Source organism: Microbacterium radiodurans, from assembly GCF_008710705.1.
Lineage (GTDB): Bacteria > Actinomycetota > Actinomycetes > Actinomycetales > Microbacteriaceae > Microbacterium > Microbacterium radiodurans.
Map to the genome: position 1 here is coordinate 118,735 of NZ_VYRZ01000002.1, position 20,933 is coordinate 139,667.

24 protein-coding genes are annotated in these 20,933 nt (G+C 70.9%); 9 read left to right on the top strand and 15 right to left on the bottom strand.

Annotated features, from left to right (window positions below):
- Positions 1-8: 8 nt before the first annotated feature.
- Genes F6B42_RS06350 through xseA form a run of 4 tightly spaced genes read right to left on the bottom strand, consistent with a single transcriptional unit; the run spans position 9 to position 2,866 of the window.
- A complete protein-coding gene (locus F6B42_RS06350) occupies positions 9-626 on the bottom strand; it encodes a carbonic anhydrase (protein WP_150419537.1) in 618 nt (205 codons plus the stop codon).
- 44 nt (positions 627-670) lie between these two features.
- A complete protein-coding gene (locus F6B42_RS06355) occupies positions 671-1,312 on the bottom strand; it encodes a DUF4245 family protein (RefSeq protein WP_150418801.1) in 642 nt (213 codons plus the stop codon).
- Positions 1,312-1,554: an exodeoxyribonuclease VII small subunit gene (locus tag F6B42_RS06360; protein WP_150418802.1), complete on the bottom strand. Its 243-nt coding sequence runs from the start codon at positions 1,552-1,554 to the stop codon at positions 1,312-1,314. The genes F6B42_RS06355 and F6B42_RS06360 overlap by 1 nt, the downstream gene beginning before the upstream one ends.
- A 1-nt stretch (position 1,555) precedes the next feature.
- Positions 1,556-2,866, bottom strand: a complete 1,311-nt coding sequence (gene xseA, locus F6B42_RS06365) for an exodeoxyribonuclease VII large subunit (RefSeq protein ID WP_150418803.1) — start codon at positions 2,864-2,866, stop codon at positions 1,556-1,558.
- A gap of 58 nt (positions 2,867-2,924) precedes the next feature.
- Between xseA and F6B42_RS06370 the strand changes: the two genes are divergently transcribed.
- On the top strand, positions 2,925-3,983 hold the full coding sequence (locus tag F6B42_RS06370; RefSeq protein WP_191089293.1) for a 4-hydroxy-3-methylbut-2-enyl diphosphate reductase: 1,059 nt from the start codon (positions 2,925-2,927) through the stop codon (positions 3,981-3,983).
- Positions 3,980-4,564: a DUF6264 family protein gene (locus F6B42_RS06375; RefSeq protein WP_150418804.1), complete on the top strand. Its 585-nt coding sequence runs from the start codon at positions 3,980-3,982 to the stop codon at positions 4,562-4,564. Before F6B42_RS06370 ends, F6B42_RS06375 begins: the two co-directional genes overlap by 4 nt.
- 115 nt (positions 4,565-4,679) lie before the next feature.
- Here F6B42_RS06375 and fbaA read toward each other — a convergent pair whose 3' ends face one another.
- A complete protein-coding gene (gene fbaA, locus F6B42_RS06380; protein WP_150418805.1) occupies positions 4,680-5,708 on the bottom strand; it encodes a class II fructose-bisphosphate aldolase in 1,029 nt (342 codons plus the stop codon).
- Positions 5,709-5,899: 191 nt separating this feature from the next.
- Between fbaA and glpX the strand changes: the two genes are divergently transcribed.
- A complete protein-coding gene (gene glpX, locus F6B42_RS06385; RefSeq protein WP_150418806.1) occupies positions 5,900-6,889 on the top strand; it encodes a class II fructose-bisphosphatase in 990 nt (329 codons plus the stop codon).
- Between the two features lie 131 nt (positions 6,890-7,020).
- On the top strand, positions 7,021-7,209 hold the full coding sequence (locus tag F6B42_RS06390; protein ID WP_150418807.1) for a UDP-N-acetylmuramyl pentapeptide phosphotransferase: 189 nt from the start codon (positions 7,021-7,023) through the stop codon (positions 7,207-7,209).
- A gap of 12 nt (positions 7,210-7,221) precedes the next feature.
- On the opposite strand, the gene F6B42_RS06395 is transcribed toward F6B42_RS06390, so the two are convergent.
- A complete protein-coding gene (locus F6B42_RS06395; protein WP_150418808.1) occupies positions 7,222-8,487 on the bottom strand; it encodes a DNA recombination protein RmuC in 1,266 nt (421 codons plus the stop codon).
- 77 nt (positions 8,488-8,564) lie between these two features.
- The gene (locus tag F6B42_RS06400) at positions 8,565-9,161 is read right to left on the bottom strand and encodes an exonuclease domain-containing protein (protein WP_150418809.1); all 597 of its coding nucleotides are present in this window, start codon (positions 9,159-9,161) and stop codon (positions 8,565-8,567) included.
- A gap of 104 nt (positions 9,162-9,265) precedes the next feature.
- On the opposite strand from F6B42_RS06400, the gene ychF reads away from it, so the two are divergent.
- From ychF to F6B42_RS06415, 3 genes are all read left to right on the top strand, one after another.
- The gene (gene ychF / locus F6B42_RS06405) at positions 9,266-10,339 is read left to right on the top strand and encodes a redox-regulated ATPase YchF (RefSeq protein ID WP_150418810.1); all 1,074 of its coding nucleotides are present in this window, start codon (positions 9,266-9,268) and stop codon (positions 10,337-10,339) included.
- A gap of 123 nt (positions 10,340-10,462) precedes the next feature.
- Positions 10,463-11,803 (top strand): HNH endonuclease signature motif containing protein, encoded by a 1,341-nt coding sequence (locus tag F6B42_RS06410; RefSeq protein ID WP_150418811.1) that lies wholly within the window; start codon positions 10,463-10,465, stop codon positions 11,801-11,803.
- Between the two features lie 200 nt (positions 11,804-12,003).
- Positions 12,004-12,585 (top strand): IMPACT family protein, encoded by a 582-nt coding sequence (locus F6B42_RS06415; protein ID WP_150418812.1) that lies wholly within the window; start codon positions 12,004-12,006, stop codon positions 12,583-12,585.
- Positions 12,586-12,603: 18 nt separating this feature from the next.
- On the opposite strand, the gene F6B42_RS06420 is transcribed toward F6B42_RS06415, so the two are convergent.
- Together F6B42_RS06420 and F6B42_RS06425 are read right to left on the bottom strand one after the other, a co-directional pair.
- Positions 12,604-13,644: an alcohol dehydrogenase catalytic domain-containing protein gene (locus F6B42_RS06420; protein ID WP_150418813.1), complete on the bottom strand. Its 1,041-nt coding sequence runs from the start codon at positions 13,642-13,644 to the stop codon at positions 12,604-12,606.
- A 45-nt stretch (positions 13,645-13,689) separates the two neighbouring features.
- The gene (locus F6B42_RS06425) at positions 13,690-14,046 is read right to left on the bottom strand and encodes a hypothetical protein (RefSeq protein ID WP_150418814.1); all 357 of its coding nucleotides are present in this window, start codon (positions 14,044-14,046) and stop codon (positions 13,690-13,692) included.
- Between the two features lie 178 nt (positions 14,047-14,224).
- On the opposite strand from F6B42_RS06425, the gene F6B42_RS06430 reads away from it, so the two are divergent.
- Positions 14,225-14,491 (top strand): hypothetical protein, encoded by a 267-nt coding sequence (locus tag F6B42_RS06430; protein ID WP_150418815.1) that lies wholly within the window; start codon positions 14,225-14,227, stop codon positions 14,489-14,491.
- Positions 14,492-14,516: 25 nt separating this feature from the next.
- Here F6B42_RS06430 and F6B42_RS06435 read toward each other — a convergent pair whose 3' ends face one another.
- The gene (locus F6B42_RS06435) at positions 14,517-14,765 is read right to left on the bottom strand and encodes a hypothetical protein (protein ID WP_223878389.1); all 249 of its coding nucleotides are present in this window, start codon (positions 14,763-14,765) and stop codon (positions 14,517-14,519) included.
- Positions 14,766-14,857: 92 nt separating this feature from the next.
- Positions 14,858-15,268 (bottom strand): glucose-6-phosphate dehydrogenase, encoded by a 411-nt coding sequence (locus F6B42_RS06440; RefSeq protein ID WP_150418816.1) that lies wholly within the window; start codon positions 15,266-15,268, stop codon positions 14,858-14,860.
- Between the two features lie 164 nt (positions 15,269-15,432).
- Between F6B42_RS06440 and F6B42_RS06445 the strand changes: the two genes are divergently transcribed.
- Entirely contained in the window at positions 15,433-16,383 is a 951-nt protein-coding gene (locus F6B42_RS06445) for an alcohol dehydrogenase catalytic domain-containing protein (protein ID WP_150418817.1), read from the top strand.
- Positions 16,384-16,421: 38 nt separating this feature from the next.
- On the opposite strand, the gene F6B42_RS06450 is transcribed toward F6B42_RS06445, so the two are convergent.
- The 4 genes from F6B42_RS06450 to F6B42_RS06465 all read right to left on the bottom strand — a co-directional run bounded on the left by F6B42_RS06450 (position 16,422) and on the right by F6B42_RS06465 (position 20,923).
- On the bottom strand, positions 16,422-16,970 hold the full coding sequence (locus F6B42_RS06450) for a type 1 glutamine amidotransferase domain-containing protein (RefSeq protein ID WP_150418818.1): 549 nt from the start codon (positions 16,968-16,970) through the stop codon (positions 16,422-16,424).
- Positions 16,971-17,219: 249 nt separating this feature from the next.
- Complete coding sequence (locus tag F6B42_RS06455) at positions 17,220-18,719, bottom strand: MDR family MFS transporter (protein ID WP_150418819.1); 1,500 nt, start codon at positions 18,717-18,719, stop codon at positions 17,220-17,222.
- Positions 18,720-18,815: 96 nt separating this feature from the next.
- Complete coding sequence (locus F6B42_RS06460; RefSeq protein WP_150418820.1) at positions 18,816-19,772, bottom strand: glycosyltransferase family 2 protein; 957 nt, start codon at positions 19,770-19,772, stop codon at positions 18,816-18,818.
- Positions 19,769-20,923 carry a cysteine desulfurase family protein gene (locus tag F6B42_RS06465; protein WP_150418821.1) on the bottom strand — a complete coding sequence of 385 codons (1,155 nt, stop codon included), beginning with the start codon at positions 20,921-20,923 and terminating at the stop codon, positions 19,769-19,771. Before F6B42_RS06465 ends, F6B42_RS06460 begins: the two co-directional genes overlap by 4 nt.
- Between the last annotated feature and the right edge of the window lie 10 nt (positions 20,924-20,933).

Below are 20,933 nucleotides of genomic sequence, written 5' to 3' on the forward strand. Positions count from 1 at the left end.
GTGGGTCGTCAGGATGCGGCGTCGTCGACGGCGCCGCGGATGATCTGGGGAACCGCCTCGCCCTCGGCGAGACGGTAGTTGGCGCCGACGATGGCGACGCGTCCCTCCGTGACGGCGGTGCTGATCAGTTCGGAGGCGCGCAGGAGCTGGTCCACCGTGTCGCGGAGGTGCTCGCGTCCCACCGCCTCGGGGTCGACCGTCTCGGGACGCGTGCCGGGCTCGGAGGTGGAGCGGATGACGCTGCGCACGGCCGGGACGATCGGAGCGATCTGACGCCAGATGAGCGGCGGCAGCTCAGGGGCGTCGGCACCGGTGCTGTCGATCGCCGCGCGCACAGCGCCGCATGCGTCATGCGCGAGGACGACGATGAGGGGGACGTTCAGCACGGCGACGGCGTACTCGAGGCTGCCGACGACCGAGTCGGAGACGACCTGACCGGCGTTCCGGATGACGAACAGGTCGCCCAGTCCCTCGTCGAAGATGATCTCCGCGGCCAGGCGCGAGTCGGAGCACCCGAACAGCGCGGCGCGGGGGTTCTGGACGGTCGCGGTCGCCTGACGCCGGTCGACGTCCTGACGGGGATGGCGCGGCGTGCCCCCGACGAAGCGGGCGTTGCCCGCCTTCATCTCCTCCCAGACATCCTGGGGGCTGGGGAGCTGACTGGTCTCGGTCACGGGGCTTCCTCCTGCATCTGACTGATCTGCTCGCTCAGGCCGCGCGCGGCTTCGCGGACCGTGTCGCCGCCGACCGCGCCGCCGCCGTAGACGAGCACGGTGTCGGTACCGGCCCGTGCCGAGAGCGCGACCGAGATGTTGCCGGCGCGCGACGGGTCGGGAATGTCGAACACGTCCCACTCGACGCCGCCGATCTCCTCGGTCCCTCCGACGCTCGCGCCGCTGACCTGGCGCGAAGCCCAGCCCTCGTCGGCGTCGAAGCCCTGATTGACGTTGATGTAGCCGTTCTCGGGTGCGTAGACGATCTCCCAGGCGCGAACGCTGTCGCCGGCGAGCTCGGCCTTATTGACGAGCCACTCGGCAGGAACCTGCGGGACGACGAGCTCGCGGTCGATCGAGCCCGAGATGTCGGCCGCGACGGCCGCGACGTCGATGCCTGGACGGGCGGGCGCCGTTCCTCGCGGCACCGCAAGGATGATGACGACGACGATGCCGATGGTCACGAGCAGGGCCGCGATGAGATTGCGGGTCGTCTGGCTCGAACGGTACACCCGCGAGGACTCGGCCTTGCGGGCTGCGGTCTCATCGGCGGTCTCGGGCCGGCCGAGCTCCGCGACGACGCGCGGTCCGCGGGCCATCAGTCGTCGCTCGCGCGCGCGGCGCGAGCTTCGTCGAGGCGGCGCTTAGCACCGAGGAGCCACTCTTCGCAGCGTGCGGCGAGATGCTCGCCGCGCGTCCACAGCGCGAGCGACTCCTCGAGCGTGGGCGCGCCCTGCTCGAGCTCGGAGACGACGCGCACGAGCTCGTCACGGGCTTGCTCGAAGCTGAGGGTCGCGACGTCGGCGGCTGAGCCATCGGTCGACGAGGTCATGGTGTCCATTCTAGAGCGGTCGTGCCGCGGCATCCGTTCCGCCGGTGGCGCCGCCGTCCTCGGGGATCTCGCCCTCGGACCGAGCGGTGAACGATCCGCGGGCGACGGTCACGACGACGGACGCATCGGCGACGGCCTGCGCGGCGTCGCGCACGATGACGCCGTCGCCGAGATGCGCGATGGCGTACCCGCGATCGAGCGTCGCTCCCGGCGACAGGGCGCGAAGCGATGCGCGGAGCCGTCCGGTCTCGTTCTCGGCGGCGGTCAGTCGCCGGTTGAGGACCTCCCGGCAGCGCGCATCGAGCACGTGCAGCTCGTGTGCGCGCGTGGTCAGGAGCGACTCCGGATCCCGCAGAACCGGCCGCGATCGCAGCTGCTCGAGCTGCGCCAGATCGTGTGCGACGCGCTGCGTCAGACGTGTGCGGGCGCGCGAGCGCAGCTGCTCCACGACGGCGCGCTGCTCCACGACGTCGGGCACGACCCGTTTGGCGGCGTCGGTCGGCGTCGATGCGCGGAGGTCGGCGACGTCGTCGAGCAGCGGGTGATCGTTCTCGTGCCCGATGGCCGAGACGACGGGGGTGGTCGCGGCGGCGACGGCGCGCAGCAGCCGCTCGTCGCTGAACCCGAGCAGGCTCTGCGGGTCGCCGCCACCGCGTGCGATGACGATGACGTCGACGTCCGGATCTGCGTCGAGAGCCTTCAGAGCGGCGATCGTCTCGGGAACGCACCGGTCGCCCTGCACGGCGGCGTGTACGGTCCGGAATTCGACATGGGGCCAGCGCAGCTCGGCGTTGCGGTGCACGTCGCGCTCGGCGTCGCTGCGCTCACCCGTGATCAGACCGATGTGGTGGGGGAGGAAGGGCAGTCGCCGTTTGCGCGCCGGATCGAACAGGCCCTCGGCGCGCAGCTGAGCCCGCAGCCGTTCGAGCTGCACGAGCTGATCGCCGAGCCCGGTCGGACGCATCGCCGAGACAGTGAACGAGAAGTCGCCGGTCTTGACGAAGAAGTCGCTCTTGACGCAGGCCACGACGCGGTCGCCCACCTGGGGGCTCGCACCGAGCCGCTGCAGCGTGCTCGACCACAGCCGGAACGACAGGGCCGCGTCGGCACTCGTGTCCTTGAGGCGACCGAACACGTGGCCGCCGCGCAGGTTCCACGACGTGATCTCTCCCTCGACCCAGACTGCGCTCCAGCGCTGGACGAAGTCGCGGATGGTCTCGTTGAGACGCGAGATCGAGGTCGGCGTCTGCGGCGACGATTCGCGAGGATGGACGGAGTCCGCGGGCGGCGCTTCGCCTGCGGCGGCCTCGAACGACGGCATGGGACTCCTCACGGCCGGTTCCGAGCGCCGCGGCGCACGCGCCTCGTAGACTTCAGGAGTGAGCACTTCCGCTGTCCGGCTGCCCGAGCCCCGCGTGCCGGGGCGCCACGGCCGTCTCCAGGATATCCCTGTGGGCGCCGGGAAACGGGTTCTGCTCGCAGCCCCCCGCGGGTACTGCGCCGGGGTCGACCGCGCGGTCGTCGCCGTCGAGAAGGCGCTCGAGCGCTTCGGCGCCCCGGTCTATGTGCGCAAGCAGATCGTGCACAACGTCCACGTCGTCCGCGAACTCGAAGCGCGCGGCGCCGTCTTCGTCGACGAGGTGGATGCCGTCCCGGCGGGCGCGCACGTCGTCTTCAGCGCCCACGGCGTCTCGCCCGCCGTCGTGTCGGCCGCGGCCGACCGCGGCCTGCAGGCGATCGACGCCACCTGCCCGCTCGTCACCAAGGTGCACCGCGAGGCGGTGCGCTTCGCCCGCGATGAGCGCGAGATCCTCCTGATCGGTCACGAGGACCATGAAGAGGTCGAGGGCACCGCCGGCGAGGCGCCCGACCACATCACCGTCGTCACGTCTCCCGAGCACGCCGATGTCGTCGAGGTGCGGGATCCGTCGCGCGTCGTCTGGCTGTCGCAGACGACGCTCTCGGTCGACGAGACGATGGAGACGGTGCGCCGCCTGCGCGTCCGCTTCCCCGAACTCCAGGATCCGCCCTCCGACGACATCTGCTACGCCACGCAGAACCGTCAGGTCGCCATCAAGAAGATCGCGGCCGACTCCGACCTCGTCATCGTCGTCGGCTCGGCGAACTCGTCGAACAGCGTTCGTCTGGTCGAGGTCGCGCTCGAGTACGGCGCGCGCGCCGCCTATCGTGTCGACTACGCACACGAGATCGAGCAGCACTGGCTCGAGGGCGTCCGGACCGTGGGCGTCACGAGCGGAGCGTCGGTGCCCGAGGTGCTCGTCTCGGAGGTGCTCGCAGCCCTCGCGGACGCGGGCTACGGCGACGTGGCCGAGGTGCGGACGGCGGAAGAGGACCTGATGTTCTCGCTCCCGAAGGAGCTGCGCGGCGATGCCGCCGGGCTCGACGCACGCGGTCGCGGCGGGCGGACCCGCGCATGAGCGACCGGGACGAGTCCGACGCCGCGCCGCGTCCACGTCCGCAGTACGGCGAGTACGCGACCCCCGAGGAGCAGCGCGCGCGGATCGCCGGCACGACCGGCGAGGCGCCGCATCCCGATGTGGCACCGACCGCGGTCGTCGAGGTCGACGCCCGCGCCGACGCGTCGAGCGGGTTGCCCACGCCCCGCCCGACCACGGCGGCAGCGCGCCCGACCCGGACGGCCGACCGGATCATCACTATCGCGCTCCTCGCCTACGGGCTCGTCACCGTCATCGGCGCGATCCCGCAGCTCGTCGACTTCGTCGGCTTCACCGACACGTGGATGCGCACCGCGGGCATCGACGCGACCCTCAGCGATCCAGCCGCCGGCCGCGCCTGGGGGATCGCCGCCGCCATCGTCTACAGCATCGGATGGCTGCTCACGGCGGTGCTGACGTGGTGGTCGCTGTCCGCGCGCCGCCTGTCGTGGTGGATCCCGCTGGTCGGAGCGATCGTGACGTTCCTCATCGTCGGGATGCTGCTGACGGTGCCGCTCGTGACCGACTCGGGATTCATGGAAGGGTTCATGACGTCGCGCTGATCAGCGGACGCGCGTCGTCGCGGTAGAACGAAGAAACGCGGTTCGGACCCTGTCGGGTTCCGGACCGCGTTTCTTGTGGGAGTGCTGTTCGTCAGCTTCGCGAGAGTGCTGTTCGTCAGCTCCGCGACTGGCCGTGGGAGCCGAGCTGCTTCGTCGCCTCGACGACACGGGCGGCCATCGCCGACTCGGCCTTCTTGCCCCAGGCGCGCGGGTCGTAGGCCTTCTTGTTGCCCACCTCGCCGTCGACCTTCAGGACGCCGTCGTAGTTCTGGAACATGAAGCCGGCGACCGAGCGGGTGAAGGCGTACTGCGTGTCGGTGTCGATGTTCATCTTCACGACGCCGTTCGCGACCGCGAGTGCGATCTCCTCGTCGGTCGAACCGCTGCCGCCGTGGAACACGAGGTCGAGCGGCTTCTCACCGGTGCCGAACTTCGCGGCGATGCCGGCCTGGATCTCACCGAGCAGCTCGGGCTTGAGCTTGACGTTGCCCGGCTTGTAGACGCCGTGCACGTTGCCGAACGTCAGCGCGGCGATCCAGCGGCCCTGGTCGCCGAGGCCGAGAGCCTCCACGACCTGCGCGACGTCACCGGTGGTGGTGTAGAGGGCATCGTTCGAACCCTCGTGCTGCACGCCGTCCTCTTCGCCGCCGACGACGCCGATCTCGACCTCGAGGATCGAGCGGATCGCCTTGATGCGGGGGAGGAGCTCCTTCGCGATCTCGATGTTCTCGGCCAACGGCACGGCCGAGCCGTCCCACATATGCGACTGGAAGATCGGCTGGCCGCCGTCCGCGACGGCCTGCTCGGACGCCCCGATGAGCGGAAGCAGGAAGTCCTCGAGGGCCGGCTTCGGGCAGTGGTCGGTGTGGAGCGCGACGGTCACGGGGTAGTTCTTCGCGACTTCGTGTGCGAACTTCGCGAAGGCGAGAGCGCCGGTGGCGCGGCCCTTCACCGTGTGACCGGCGAAGTAGTCGGCGCCGCCCGTGGTGACCTGGATGATGCCGTCGGAGCCGGCTTCGGTGAGGCCCTGCAGGACCGCGTTGATCGACTGCGAGCTGGCGGCGTTGATCGCGGGGTAGGCGAAACCGCCGGCCTTCGCACGATCCAGCATCTCTGCGTACTGTTCGGGGGTGGCGATGGGCATGAGCGCTCCTCAGATCGGCGGTGTTACCGGCATCCACTTTATCGAAGCGACGTCCTCGGGCCGCGGCCGGCTCCTGCGGTCCGCGAAAGGGTCCGGATGGTTGGGCTTAGCGTAAAGAATCGGGATTCCTTCGTCGGCTGACGCGGGCAAATCGGACGATTCCGCATATCGTCGGACCTAAGCTGAGCGGCATGGTGAGTCTGACCGCCGACATGAGTCCGCTGCATCCCGACCGCAACCTCGCTCTCGAGCTCGTCCGTGCGACGGAGGCCGCAGCGATCCGCTCGGTGCCGTTCATCGGCCGCGGCGCGAAGGAGAAGGCCGACGGTGCTGCCGTCGACGCCATGCGGGCCTTTCTGACGACGGTCAACTTCGACGGCGTCATCGTGATCGGCGAAGGCGAGAAGGACAATGCGCCGATGCTCTTCAACGGCGAGCACGTCGGTACCGGGCGCGGGCCGCAGGCCGACATCGCGGTCGACCCGATCGACGGCACGACACTGACCGCCGAGGGCCGCAACAACGCGCTGTCGGTGATCGCCGTCGCCGACCGCGGGGCGATGCTCGACGCGTCGTCGGTGTTCTACATGGACAAGATCGTCACCGGCCCCGCCGGTGTCGGGGTCGTCGACATCCGGCTCCCCGTCGGAGAGAACATCCGGCGACTCGCGGCGGCGCTGGGCAAGCCCGTCGATGAGCTCGTGGTCTCGGTGCTGAACCGTCCGCGTCACGCGCGGCTCATCGAAGAGATCCGCGAGGCGGGCGCCGGCACGCGCCTCATGAGCGACGGCGACGTGGCAGGAGGCATCAACGCGGCGCGGCACAACGCCCGCACCGACATGTGCGTCGGCATCGGCGGCAGCCCCGAGGGCATCGTCACCGCGTGTGCGATCAAGGCGCTCGGCGGGCACATCCAGGGACGCCTCTGGGCTCGCGACGACGACGAGAAGCAGCGCGGCATCGATGCGGGTCTCGCGCTCGACGGTCACGTCTACGAGGCCGACGATCTCGTCCGGGGGAAGAACACGATCTTCGTCGCCACGGGTGTCACCAACGGCGAGCTCGTCGCGGGCGTGCGTCGAGAGGGCGACTACGTCTACACCGAAAGCGTCGTGCTCCGCGGTGCGTCGGGCACTCTGCGACGGATCTCGTCGGAGCACCTCACGTCGAAGTGGCTGTGAACGGGCGGTAGAGCGCACATAACTATCGCGACACGGCTGGTGTCAAGCAGGGGCTCTCCCAGCAATGCTCTGTCAGAATGACTGACGGTATCAACGGAGATGACCACCCTTTGTCAGCACCCGGGAGAACCATGTCGACGACAGCGAACAGCCCGCAGACCGGTCAGGTCGCGATCCCGATCGACCCTGCGCGGCGTCCCGACGTCCTTCTCCGGCGCCGGCACCCCGAAGGTCACCAGGTCAGCTCATGGTGGATGATCGGCGCGTTCGTCGCCGTCTCCGTCGTCGCCGTCGCGCTGGTCAACGCCTTCCCCTCCTGATCGACCACTGATTCAGCGCTCGGGCGTCTCCAGGCGATCGCGCAGCTCGCCGACGTCCGCCGCGAGCAGCTCCGGCGCCGTGAACGGTCGCGGCCCCGTCTCGATGCCGCTCGGGGCGGCGGCCGCATCGAGTCGGGTGTCGTCGATGCCGGGGAACTTCCTCGCTGTCACGAGGACCCGGCTCTCGAGGCTGCCGACGAAACGGTTGTACGACTCGACGGTGCGTTCGATGGCGCGGCGCAACTCGCCGGCATGCGTCGCCAGACCGCCGAGACGCTGATAGAGCTCGGTGCCGAGGTCGAAGAGCCGGCGCGCGTCATCCGAGACGTTCTGCTGCGTCCAGGTGTAGGCGACGGTCTTGAGGACGGCCCAGAGGTTGACCGGAGAGGCGAGCGCGACACGTCGGCTGAAGGCGTAGTCGAGCAGGGCCGGGTCCTCGTCGAGGGCGGCGGCGAGCAGGGACTCGCTGGGGATGAAGCAGACGACGAACTCGGGGCTCGTCGACAGCCCCGCCCAGTAGGTCTTCTTCGCGAGCGCATCGACATGCGCGCGGACGGCTTTCACGTGCGCACCCAGAAGCGCCTTGCGACGCGCGCCGTCGTCGCCTTGCGCGGTGACCGGAATCGCGCTCGCTTCGAGGTAGGCGTCCAGCGGCACCTTCGCGTCGACGGCCAGAGCCTTGTCGCCGGGGAGCCGGACCACGAGATCGGGACGGCCGGCTCCGGCATCCGTCGCGATCGTCGTCTGCGTCTCGAAGTCGACGTATCGGGTGAGCCCGGCCGACTCGACGATCCGACGCAACTGGGTCTCACCCCAGACGCCGCGGGTCGCACTCGAGCGCAACGCTCCCGCGAGCGATTCCGTCGTTGCCCGGAGGGAGGCATCCGTCTCGCGCGCGAGACGGAGCTGCTCGGCGACGGAGCCGTACTGCTCACTGCGCTCGCGTTCGAGCGTCTCGACCTTGTGCTGCATGGCCTGCAGCGACTCCTGCACCGGTGCGAGGGCGCGCAGCACGGCCTGTTCGCGTCGCTCGCGCTCATCGCGAGCCGCTTGTTCCGCCCGGGACTGTGCGCCGAACTCGCGCTGAAGTTCGCGCTGGCGATCGAGCTGCTCGGCAAGGGCGTCTCGCTCGGCGCGGGCGACCGCGGCGCGCGCCTCAGCGTCGGCGCGGGCTGCCGCCGTGTGCTGACTCATTCGCGCGGTCGCTGCGAACCAGCCTGCGGCGGCGCCGGCGGCCAGACACAGCAGAGCGATGACGATCAGCGGGAACGCGTCCATGCCGCCATGATGCCCGCGGGGTCCGACATCGCACTCGAGGCGAGCCGTCGGCCGGTGAACCGGCAGACGAAGCGAACTCAGGCGGTCGCGAACTCGGCTGCCACGAGGGCGTCGTGCTCGGGGATGCGCACGCCGAGGAGCATCGCGAGCTCCACGACGTCCGAGGCGCCCGCACGTCCCGCGGCGTCGATCACGATGTGCGCGCACGCGAGGGCATCGGCGAGGGCATCGTGGTGGGCGAAGTCGAGGAAGCCGACGGCTGCGGCGACCAGCGGCAGTCGGTAGGAGTCGAGCTGGTAGGTCTTGCGGGCGAGCTGGACGCTGCAGAGCGAGCGGATGGCCGGGAGAGCCGCCGCCGTCGCCTCGCATGCGCGACGCAGGACCGCCACGTCGAACCCCGCGTTGTGGGCGACGAGGACGTCGTCGCCGATGAAGGCGAGGAGGTCGGGCAGCTGCTCCCGCCACGTGGCCGCGGAGCGCACTCTGTCGGGGGTGATGCCGTGGATCGACACGTTGATGTCGAAGAACCTGTCGTGCCCGGCGGGAGGCCGGATCAGCCAGCCGGCCGAGGCGACGACCTCGCCGTTTCGCACCCTCACCAGACCGACCGAACAGGCCGAGGCGCTCGAGGAGTTCGCCGTCTCGAAGTCGATCGCGGTGAAGTCCAGGGGCACGCCTCAAGAGTCACCCGGGCGCCGCATGTCGTCGCGGAGGCGCGCCGGATTCGCGACGGGCGGGCACGCGGAGGGGGGAGGCCACCCGCGTAGACTGGACTCCCGTGGCTCTTACCATCGGAATCGTCGGTCTCCCCAACGTCGGCAAGTCGACGCTCTTCAACGCGCTGACCAAGAATCAGGTTCTCGCGGCGAACTACCCGTTCGCCACGATCGAGCCGAATGTGGGCGTCGTGAACCTGCCCGACCCGCGCCTGCAGGTGCTCGCCGGCATCTTCTCGTCGGAGCGCATCCTGCCCGCTGCCGTGTCGTTCGTCGACATCGCCGGCATCGTCCGCGGAGCGTCGGAAGGCGAGGGACTCGGCAACCAGTTCCTCGCCAACATCCGCGAGGCCGACGCGATCGCGCAGGTCGTGCGCGGGTTCGCCGACGATGACGTCGTGCATGTCGAGGGCGCGGTCAACCCGCAGAACGACATGGAGACGATCAACGCCGAGCTCCAGCTCGCCGACCTCCAGACCCTCGAGAAGGCGATCACCCGCTACGAGAAGGAGGTGCGCGGCAAGAAGCTCGACCCCGCGGTGCTCGAGGCGGCGAAGGCGGCTCAGGATGCGCTGCAGCGCGGCGAGCTGCTGTCGGGATCGGCCCTCGATCTCGCGCCGATCGCGGAACTCGGCCTCCTCACCGCCAAGCCCTTCATCTTCGTCTTCAACGTCGACGAGGCCGTGCTCACCGACGACGCCCGCAAGGCGGAGCTCGCCGCTCTCGTCGCTCCCGCGCAGGCCGTCTTCCTCGACGCGAAGATCGAGTCGGAGCTCATCGACCTCGACCCGGAGGAGGCGGCGGAGCTGCTCGCGTCGACCGGACAGGACGAGTCGGGTCTCGACCAGCTCGCGCGGATCGGGTTCGACACGCTCGGACTGCAGACGTATCTGACGGCGGGCCCGAAGGAGGCTCGCGCCTGGACGATCGGCAAGGGATGGAAGGCCCCGCAGGCGGCCGGTGTCATCCACACCGATTTCGAGAAGGGCTTCATCAAGGCCGAGGTCATCTCGTTCGACGATCTCGTCGCGACCGGTTCCGTCGCCGAGGCCCGCTCCAAGGGCAAGGCGCGCCTCGAGGGCAAGGACTACGTCATGCAGGACGGCGACGTCGTGGAGTTCCGCTTCAACGTCTGACCACGAGCGCGAGCGTGTCCGGCCGATGGACACCTCCTCCCCAGCGGCATCGAGCGTCGCGTCGTCGACAGATCGAGGAGGTGATCGAGTGTCGTGTCGGTGCCCCATGGCAAAATGGCGAACATGCGGACGAACCCATCGAGCAGCGACGAGGAGTCGTGGGCGCGCATCCGCGTCGAGCTCGACGGCGCCGAGGGGCTGCTTCGTTCGCAGGATGCCGTCGAGGTCGCTCGGTTGCGGAAGCTCGCTGTCCTCGGTCGTGAGGCGCTGTCGATGTCGCGGCGGAACGGCCTGTTGGGTCGTGAGACGGACATGCAGCTGCGGGCCGTCGCGGCGGAGTTCGCCGCGATCGCGCGATGCGGTGATCGGCGTGTGCAGAACGAAATCGGGCGGGCGTTGGAGATCGTCGATGGGAACCCGCTCGTGCTCGCCGCGTGGGAAGAGGGCCGGCTCACGGCCAAGCATGTCGACGATGTGGTGAAGCTCGGCCGGAACATCCCCGAGGAGAACCACGAGGAATGGCAGGAAGCCGCGATCGCCGTCGCCGAACGGGATGTGCCAGCGCGGGTCCGCCCGGCATTGGAGTCGTTGGCGCAGCACTTCACCGCCCGCACGCTCGCGGAACGCCACAAAGCGGCTGTCGCCGATCGGGGCGTGTTCCTGCGTGACCTGGGTGACGGGATGTCGGAGCTCACACTCCGCGGCGCGACGACGCTGCTGGTCGCGATCGACGATCGGCTCAACCAGATGGCGGTGTCGACGATCGATGCGGCGAAGGAAGCGGCCGTGGATGCTCGCGCGGCGGGCGAGGAGCACGAGCCCGATACGCGCACCCGTCAGCAGGTCCGAGCGGACGTGCTCTGCGATCTGGGCCTGACCGGCGGACCCGCAATAGACCCCACGCACGGGAGGGACGGAAAGACCTCGCTCGGGGCGATCCGCGCGCGCGTGCAGCTCGTCGTCACCGCCGACACCCTCGCAGGGAAGGACGACCGCGCCGCCGAACTCGTCGGCGCGGGCCTGATCGACGCGGACACTGCCCGCACCCTGGCCGGGGATGCCGCCCTGTGGGACCGGGTCTACCTGGACGCGACGACGAAGACCGTGACGCGTGTCGATCAGTACCGGCCACCGGCCGCGCTCCGCCGGATGCTGCAAGCCCGCGACCGACACTGCCGGTGGCCGGGATGCCACCTCCCCGCGATCCGGTGCGAACTGGACCATTCGATCGATCACGCCCTGGGTGGGCCGACGTGCGAGTCGAACCTGTGCAACCTGTGCCAACGGCACCACTCGATGAAGCAGTTCACCGACTGGCTCGTCGTTCAACTCGGCGCCGGGGTGATCCAATGGACCTCACCCACCGGGCGCATCTACCGCGAAGATCTTGCTGTTCCATCGGTCTGCTTCACGCCTGAGTTCGTCGCCGAACGACCCCCACCCGAACCACCACCCCCGTTCTGACAGCTGCCCGCCCCGCTCCCAGGCTTCGAGCGAGCCCCGGCGAGTCGAAACCACTCCAACGCGCCCACGGTTCGGACCCGTCGCCGTGCTCGAGGCTCACGGTGCGGGAGGGGCGGACGGGTAGAGTCGGCGGGTGGCCGGCCGGGCTGTGTGGCGCGGAGCCCGATCACGGGAGACGAGACGAGCGCGGGGGAGCGGGCATGGCCTTCACGCTGTCGACTGCCGCTACGAGCGAGCTGGTGGTCCGCAAGAGCCGTTTCCTGGGCTGCGTCGAACCCCTCTCAAACCGCGACGAAGCGGCATCCCGCATCGCCGATCTCCGACGTCGGCATCCCGATGCGCGTCACGTCTGCTCGGCGTTCCTCGCGGGCGGTCACTCGTCCGCGAACGACGACGGCGAGCCGAGCGGAACGGCCGGGCGTCCGATGATCGAGGTGCTCCGCCACCAGCAGCTCGAGGGCGTGCTCGCCACCGTCGTCCGCTACTTCGGCGGCGTCAAGCTCGGTGCCGGCGGGCTCGTCCGCGCCTACACCCAGGCCGTCGCCGACGCGCTCGACGGCGTCGAGCGGATCCGACTCGTCCGGACCTCGGTCGTCAGCGTGACGATTCCCTACGCGATCGAGGGCGTCGTGCGCCGTGAGATCGACAACGCCGGAGTGACTCCGCTCGCCGCCGATCACCACCGTGACGTCACCATCACCGTCGAGATCGACGACGAGCGCCTCGCGCGCCTCCGCGTCCGCATCGACGACGCCTCGCAGGGGCGGGCTCGCTGGAGCTGACCGCGCCCCGGCGCCTCGTCACCGCCGCGGGTCGATGATCGTGATGCCGCCAGCGGGCCGATCCACCATCGACGGCAGCAACGCTGCGCCTTCCGCCAACCCGACGGTCCGGGACACGAGGTCGGCGGGCCGCAGTGCTCCACCGGCGATCAGCTCGAGCATCGCCGGATAGTCTCGCGCCGCCATCCCGTGGCTCCCGAGCAGGTCGAGCTCCCACGCCACGGCTCGAGAGAGGGCGACCGGCGTCAGCCCGTCCTCCGAGGCGAGAAGCCCGATCTGCACGTGCCGACCACGCCGGCGCAGCGAGAGCACGGCGCCGGCGCAGGTCCGCTCGCTGCCGACCGCATCGACGGAGACGTGCGCGCCACCGCCGGTGACCGCGACGACCGCCGCCGCGACGTCGTCCGCGATCCCGGCCGCGACCGTCGCCTCTGCGCCGACTCGGCGAGCCAGATCCAGAGCGGCGGACGATCGATCGACCGCCACCACGCGCGCTCCGAGCGCGCGTGCGATCATCACGGCACTCAGTCCCACCCCGCCCGCACCGACCACGGCGACCCACTCGCCGGGCTGCACCCGCGCTCGAGCCGTCAGGGCACGGAAAGCGGTCGCGAAGCGGCATCCGAGCGACGCCGCCGCGGAAAGCGGCACATCGTCGGGCACCCGCACCAGGTTCGTCTCGGCGGCGAAGACCGCCACGCGCTCCGCGAACGAGCCGGCGTCGGTGAACCCGGGCTGTCGCTGAGCCGGGCATACCTGCGCGTCGCCCGCACGGCACCAATCGCACGCGCCGCAGCCGTTGACGAATGGCGCCGTGACCCGGTCGCCGACGTTCCAGCCACGCACGTCGGCGCCGACGGCCGCGACGATGCCGGCGAACTCATGACCCGGTACGTAGGGGAGTCCGACGTCGTCGTGCCCCGCCCACGCATGCCAGTCGCTGCGGCAGAGGCCGGTGGCGTGCACCTCGACGAGAACCCCGTCGGCAGGCGTCTCGGGATCGGGAACCTCCCGCACCGTCGGCGTACCACCGGGCGCCTCGATCACCACCGCTCGCACGGGAGACAGCGTACGCGCCCCGTCGGCGCCGAGAGTCCGCGGGGCTCAGGCGTCGCGGAAGCCCTCGAGGTCGGGGTCCCACTGGGTGGGAACCTCGTCGACCGGATACAGGTGCGCACCGGTCTGACGACGGGGGTAGCTCTCGTGCATCCGCAGCGACTCGGCGCCCTCCGAGAAGTCCGGCTCGTCGTCCGTCCACGAGACCGGCGCGGACAGGACATCATTGCCGACACCGATCACGAGCTCGGCCTCGTCGGTGCGGCCCGACTCCTCGAGGACGATCGGGATGCGGACGGCTTCGGCACGCCCGTAGTTGGCGACCGCTGCCGTGAGTTCGACCAGCGCCGCCGCCACATCGTCCGTCGTGATCACCGTGTCGCCCGCGTACGTGATTCGTCTCATGGCCCCATGGTCGCCGTCGCTGCCGCACGCTGTCGTGCTGTTGCCTTCTCCACTGCCATGCCCTAGGGGGGGTCGATGATCACACGCCCCCCGCGTGCGGTCAAGCGCCGTGAACCGCCGCACCGCGACGACGTAGCGTCGTCCTCGATCGGGAAGCACCCGGCGGGAAGGCGAGACCATGAGCGATCAGGAACCCCTGTCGGCGAGCGGCCAGGAACCGCTGGCGGAGCCCGACGCGGTCCGGAAGGACATGCGCTACACGCCCGGCAGCGACACCGAGACGCGGGAGAAGCAGGACGAGGCGGCGACCAGCCCCGACGACGACGTGCCCGACGATCGCATCCGCACCCGGCCGGGAACCGGCGGACCGGACGACGTCGGAGACGTCGAGGTCGATCCCGATGAGCTCAACATGCCGCATTCGGTCCCGAACCGGCAGGAATGAGCGCGGCCGCTCTCGACCGCCCGATTCAGTTCCAGCCGACGCTGTTGAACCACTCCGCCCGCCGCGCGTCCTCAACGGGATCGCCGGCGCGGTAGGCGTCGTGCGGCGCGAGTCGGCTGCGCTCCAGAGCGACGAAGCCCGTGCACTCGGGGCACAGCGCTCGCCCGAACGGGAAACCGTCGGGGAGAGGCGGCGCCGCCCGTTCGGCCGACCCGGCACCGGGGCAGGCGAGCGGGTCGGCCTCGGTTTCCGACCACATCTGCGACGTGCCCATCCGGTTATGGAGCCCGGCGTGGCCGGTCGGTCGCGTGCAGAGCGCTCGGCCGCGGCGTGATCGGCACCACCGTGCGGTCGGGAACGACACCGTCAGATCCGGATGCCGCAGACTCCGCACTCGCCCGCGGCGGACACCTCGACGAAGCAGTCCGGGCACATCGCCCGAACGACGTCGGCGCGGTTCGCGGGGGTGGTGCGCTGCGGCGACGATGCCCGCGCCGTCGCGCGCGGAGCGGCGCGCCGCGCTGCCGGCTTAGCGGCGGGGGCCACCGGCGCGGCCGGCCGCGCGGGAAGGTGGTCGGCGCAGTAGAACCGGACGTAGCCCCCGTGGTTGGTGGGATGCCGGTGCTTCACGGCCCACAGCGCGGAACGGTCGATGGGTTCGGCGTCGGCCGGGCAGCCCGCGCAGCGAGCCGGATCTCCGGGGATCACCTCGTCCACACGGTAAGGCGTCTCGTAGCTCAACTGATCGCGCCAGTCGGCGGAATCGACGATCTTCATGGGGGAGTCCTCTGCGTGCGGGCGTGCGTGCTCAGCCTAGCTGCGGCCGCTGAAAGACGGGCCGCCCACGATTCGGTGAACAACTGCCGAACGGTGGGCGCGGGGGCCGATCGCCTCTCTCGGCACTGCAACAGTTGACCGCATCCACCGGCGAAGGAGCACAGATGGCGGTCCCCACCCCTGCGCGGAGTCGAGCGGCCGCGGTCGTCTCCGCCGCGCGCTCGGAGGTGCTGCTGCGCCCCGCAGCCATCGCACGCGCCTGGATGGGACCCGGACGCCCGCACGAGACGATCGCCGTGCCCGGCGTCTCGCTCGCACCGGGCGAGGTGCTGCTCCGGGTGGAACTCGCCACCGTCGCGGAGGAGGATGTCGCCGCGCACGACGGCGGAGCGTCACCGCCGATGCCCACGGTGCTCGGGTCGGAGTTCGTCGGCCGCGTCGCCGCGGTCGGCGCGCCCGCGCCCGCCGTGGACGGCCGCGCGCTCGAGCTCGGTGAGCGGGTCGTGAGCGGAGCGGGCCCGCGCGAGCGGATCGCGGCGCATCGGGAGCTCGTCGGCGCGTTCGCGACCCACGTCCACCTCGGCGCCGATGTCCCGATCGTCCGCGTCGGAGAGACGCTTGCCGCGTGCTTGCTCGCCCCGGCGGCGGGGGCGATCGCGCGGGCCGTGGCTGTCGCCCGGGAACTCGATGAGGCCGTCGAACTCGCCGGGTCCCGGGTCAGCGTCGCGGGCGACGGACTCGCGGCCCTCGCGCTCGTGGCCATGGCCGCCGACCGCGGCGCGATCGTCGACGCCGCCTCCGCCGACGCGCGAACCCGCACGCTGGCGGTTCGCTTCGGTGCGTCGAGCGTCCGGAGCGGCGAACCATCCGCCACCGTCTCGGCGACGGCCGTCGCCGGGGGACCGCGGGGTGTCGTCACGGCCCATGCCGCCACTGCGCCGGCCGTCCCGACACACGACGATCTCAGGGAAGCCGTCGCCTTCGTCCGCAACCCCGCGACGCGGCGATTCCCGTTCGCCGATGTCGTCGCTCCGCCCCTGCCGCTCGCGCGCCTGGACGAGGCGATCGACCTCGCTCGGCGCCGGCCGGACCTGCGCGTCGCGGTGGCGCCCTGACCCGCGGGTGCGGAGCAGGGCGCGGGCGCCCCGGCCGATCAGGCGGTCTGGCCCGAGTGGGTGCCCTCGGAGACCTCCTCGACGACCTTCGCGTTGAACGCGGGGAGGTCATCCGGCGTCCGGCTCGAGACGAGTCCCTCGTCGACGACGACCTCCTCGTCGACCCAGGTCGCGCCGGCATTGATCAGATCGGTGCGCAGGCTCGGGAAGCTGGTCAGCGTCCGTCCGGAGAGGACGTCGGCCTCCGTGAGGATCCAGGCCGCGTGGCAGATCGCGCCGACGGGCTTGTGCTGCGCGAAGAAGTCCTTCGCGAATCGGACGGCGTCGGTGTCGAGGCGGAGGTTGTCGGCGTTCACGACACCGCCGGGCAGGACGAGCGCATCGTAGTCTGCGGCATCCGCATCGGCCGAGACGAGGTCGACCTTCTGCGAATGACCGTTCTTGCCGGTGATCTCGCCCGCCTCGGGAGCGACGAGCACGACCGTCGCGCCGGCATCCGTCACCGCCTGCCAGGGCGAAGTCAGCTCGCTGTCCTCGAAGCCGTCGGTTGCCAGGAATGCGATCTTCTTGCCATCGAGAGTGCTCATGTACACGACGCTACGCACCGGCTCGGCCGGCTTCGACCGCCTTGACACGTCCGGCACCGCGTGGTGCCGCGCGGGGTTACGATGGCGGTATGTCCACGGCATCCGATTCGAAGCCCCAGACCCTCCAGCCGGTTCCCGACGAGAAGAACCTGCTCGCCGCCCCCGAGGGTTCCTCGTGCTGCGGCGGAGGATGCTGCTCGGCCGACTGAGCCTCCGGCGGGGAGGCCACGCCCGTCACGCGTGCCCCCGTCAGTGCCCGGCGGGAACCCCGGCCGGCGAGTCCGCAGGCTTGCGGATGAGGAGTGCCCCCACGATCAGCGGCGACGCGATGATCGCCGCCACGAGGAATGCCGCACGCGCACCCGCTGCACCGGCCGCCACCGACTCCGGGTCTCCCGCAGCCGCGGCCGTCCCGGCCATCACGGTGATGAGCAGCGCGATCCCCGCTGCTCCCGCCACCTGCTGCAGCGTCGAGACGATCGCGCTGCCGTAGGAATAGAAGCGCGGCTCGAGCGACGCGAGCGACGCCGTGAACAGCGGCGTGAACGACATCGCGAGGCCGAGCGAGAGCACGGTCTGCAGGGCGAGCAGGAACCACACCGGCGTGAACTCGGAGAGCGTCGTGAAGGTCCAAAGGATGCCGGTGACGATGACCGCCCCGGGAACGAGGAGCACGCGCGTGCCCCACCGGTCGTAGATGCGGCCGATGAACGGTCCGGCGATGCCCATCGCGAGCGAGCCGGGAAGGACGATGAGTCCGGACTCCAGCGCGCTCAGGCCGAGGACGTTCTGCATGTAGAGCGGCAGGAGCGTGATGGTTCCGAAGAACGCCATCGACATGACCGCGAGCTGGGCGACCGAGAGCGAGAAGTTGCGCGAACGGAACACGCGCAGATCGAGCAGAGCGCTGTCGATGCGCTGCAACCGGAGCTGGCGCCACACGAACGCGGCGAGTCCGAGGACGCCCACCGACAGGGCGATCACGAGGGCCATCGTCGGTCCCCCCGCCGCTGCGGCGTCGCCCCCGCCGTGGCCCGCGCCGCCGATCTGGCTCAGTCCGAAGACCAGGCCGCCGAAGCCGAAGGCCGACAGGACGACGGATGCGACGTCGAGCGGCGCGCGGCGGGTCTCGCCGAGGTTGTGGATCCAGCGCACCCCGATGCCGAGTGAGACCAGCGCGATCGGCAGCACGACGCCGAAGATCGAGCGCCAGCTGAGGGTGTCGAGCAGGAAGCCCGAGAGGGTCGGGCCGATCGCCGGGGCGAGCGACATGACGATGCTGACGCGCCCCATCATGCGTCCGCGCGCGTGCGCCGGCACGACGGTCATGAGCGTCGTCATCAGAAGCGGCATCATGATCGCGGTTCCCGAAGCCTGCACGACGCGGGCCACGAGCAGAACCTCGAAGCCCGGGGCGAGGAGCGCGATGAGCGTGCCCGTCGAGAACAGGCTCATCGCCGTCGCGAAGACGACCCTCGTCGTGAACCGCTGCAGCAGGAACCCGGTGATCGGGATGACCACCGCCATCGTCAGCATGAACGCCGTCGTCAGCCACTGCGCGGCCACGGCCGTGATGCCGAGGTCGCCGATGAGGTGCGGGATGGCGACGCCCATCGTCGTCTCGTTGAGGATCGCGACGAAGGCGGCCACCAGCAGCAGCCAGATGACGCGGTTGGCCTCGGGCGACACGACGCTCGATACGGAACCGGGTGTGGATGCGGTGGTCGTCGATGAGGGCGCGGCGGCCATGGGGTCTCCTCCGGTGCTGACGGACGCGCGCTCTCGAGGCCGGGTCCCGGCCGACGCAACGACGTCCGCCTTCCGATTATTCCCGGTCGCGTCGGCTCACCACAGTCGGGCCGCGCGCAGCAGCTCCGCCGACGCGGATTCCTCACGAGCCGGCTCGTCGCCGCGGGCCAGCAGGTCGCGCACGATCGACCCCACGAGACGGCGATACTTGGCATCCGGATGCCGGGCGGCGATGCCCGCGAGCGGCGGCAGGTCCATCCGGAGGATGAGATCGACGCGCGCGGCACTCGCGGAGTGCGCCCCGGCGGCGTCGAGCACCGCGAGGCCGCCGCGCAGCCCGTCGAGATAGTCCTGCAGCACGGCGAGCCGCTCGCGGTGCTGTGTGATCGACGACCCGTCGGCGCGCTCGCGCCAGTGCACGACGACATCGGGGATGACGTCGAAGGCGCGAGCGCGCGTGTACATCTGCTGTGCGAGCACCTGGTCCTCGTACAGCCGGCCCTCGGGGAAGCGCAGGCCGTGCCGTCGCCAGAACTCGATCCGACTCGCCTTCGACCAGGCGACGATGTTGCCCGACGCCGCCGGATGATCGGCGAGGGTCGTGCCGAGCCGTTCGGGGGCCGTGGCCGCGGCGACCCACGGCTGCACGATTCCCGGCTCGTACTCCTCGCCGACGGGACGCAGCCGCACGTAGGCTCCGGCGACGAAGTCCGAGCCCGAGGCGTCGAGCGTGCCGACGAGGCGCTCGATCGCCGTCGGCGTGAAGAGGTCGTCGGCGTCGAGGAACGCGACGAAGGGGGTATCGACGAGATCCAGGCCGAGGTTGCGCGCGGCGCCCAGACCGAGCGGACGCTCGTTGCGGACGACGCTGAATCGCGTGTCCGCCTCGGCCGCCTCGTCGAAGATCGCCGGAGTGCCGTCGAGCGACCCGTCGTCGACGAGAACGGCTCGCCAGTCGGCGCGCGTCTGCCGTCGGAGGGAATCGAGCGCCGCTCCCGCGTAGGGGGCGATGTCGCGACCGGGAACGACGACGGTGACGACGGGCGTGCTCACGGACCCGATCGTACTGCCGCGACGGATGCCGCCACCGCCGCAGCCAGCGACGACGCGAGCCCGGCGGGGTCGGGTGCGGGAGTCCGGCCGAAGGAGAACCGGACCGCGGTGCGCGTGGCGTCGTCGTCGAGGCCGAGCGCGAGCAGCACGTGCGAGGCATCGGAGCTCCCCGCCGCGCACGCCGAGCCGCTGCTCGTCACGATCCCGCGTCGTTCGAGCTCGAGCAGGACGGCCTCACCCGACGCGCCGGCGAAGGTGAAGGCGATCAGGCCCGGCAGGCGCTCGGCACCCGCCGCCGTCACACGGGCCCCGGGCACCTCGGCCACCACCTGCGCGCCGAACGCGTCGCGCACCGAGCGGGCGGACGCGGCGGCATCCGCCCGCTCGTGCTCGGCCAGCTCGAGGGCGCGGGCGATGCCGACGGCGCCGGCGACGTTCTGCGTCCCCGAACGTCTGCCCCGCTCCTGACCGCCGCCGTGGATGACGGGTTCGAGCGGGATCCGGCCGCGGATCGCCGCGACACCCGTGCCGGCGGGTGCGCCCAGCTTGTGCCCGGTGATCGAGAGCGCCGAGACCCCCGATCCGCCGAGCGGCAGCCATCCCGCCGCCTGCACGGCGTCGCTGTGCACCGGCACGGGCCGGCCCGCGGCTGCCACCGCGGCGACGACGGCCGGCAGGTCCTGGACCGTGCCGGTCTCGTTGTTCGCCCAGCCCACGCTCACGAGGGCGGTGTCGTCGCGGACCGCCGCGGCGACGGCATCCGGGTCGACACGACCGTTGCCGTCGACGGGGAGCACGGTGATCGTGTAGCCGTGCAGGCGCCGCAGGTGATCGCACGCCGCGAGGACCGATTCGTGCTCGACCGCGGTAGTCACCACGTGTCCGGGTGTGCGCCCGCGCGCGCCGAGGGTGATGCCCGCGACGGCGAGGTTGTTCGCCTCGGTGCCGCCGGAGGTGAAGACGATGTCACCCGGTCTCATGCCCACGACGCGAGCGACGCGCGCTCGGGCGTCCTCGAGCGCCGACGAGACGTCCTCGCCGTATCCGTGGACGCTCGACGGGTTGCCGTAGCGGCGCGTGAGGAAGGGTGCCATCGCCTCGAGCACCTCGGGTCGCACCGGCCCGCTCGCCGCGTGATCGAGGTAGAGCATCAGGCGCGAC